Here is a 487-nt window from a genome sequence, read left to right on the forward strand (position 1 = left end):
CTCAAAGAAGCGCATCAGGTGTTTCGTCGAATCCCCGATGCGCCGGGTAACGACATCGCCTTGGTCGATCATCTGATGTCGGGGCTGGCGATCTTCGGGTTGAAGTATCCGTCGCTGCTGCAGTTCGATCAGGACTGCCGGGAGGAGACGACGCGAGCGAATCTCAAGGCGCTCTATGGGATTGAGCAGGCCCCGAGCGACACGCGCCTGCGCGAGCGGCTCGATGAGCTTGACCCGAGCCAGGTACGCCCCCTCTATCAAGCGTTGTTTGCTCAGTTGCAGCGCGGCAAGGGGCTGGAAGGATTCGCCTACCTTGATGGCCATTACCTGCTCTCCGTCGATGGCACGGGCTATTTCTCCTCCAAGCAGGTCCACTGTCCGTACTGCGCCGAGAAGCACCACCGCGACGGCACCATCACCTACTATCATCAGATGCTCGGTGCGGTGTTGGTCCATCCGGATTGCCGGGAAGTCTTTCCCTTGGCCC

At 60.6% G+C, this 487-nt stretch carries 1 protein-coding gene; it reads left to right on the plus strand.

Features of this window, described 5'->3' with window-relative positions; translation table 11 throughout:
* Positions 1–487, plus strand: a 487-nt coding sequence (locus CKO28_RS27950; RefSeq protein WP_200344825.1) for a hypothetical protein, incomplete at both ends; no start/stop codon positions are given.

This window comes from Rhodovibrio sodomensis (assembly GCF_016583645.1).
Taxonomy (GTDB): Bacteria; Pseudomonadota; Alphaproteobacteria; order Kiloniellales; family Rhodovibrionaceae; genus Rhodovibrio; species Rhodovibrio sodomensis.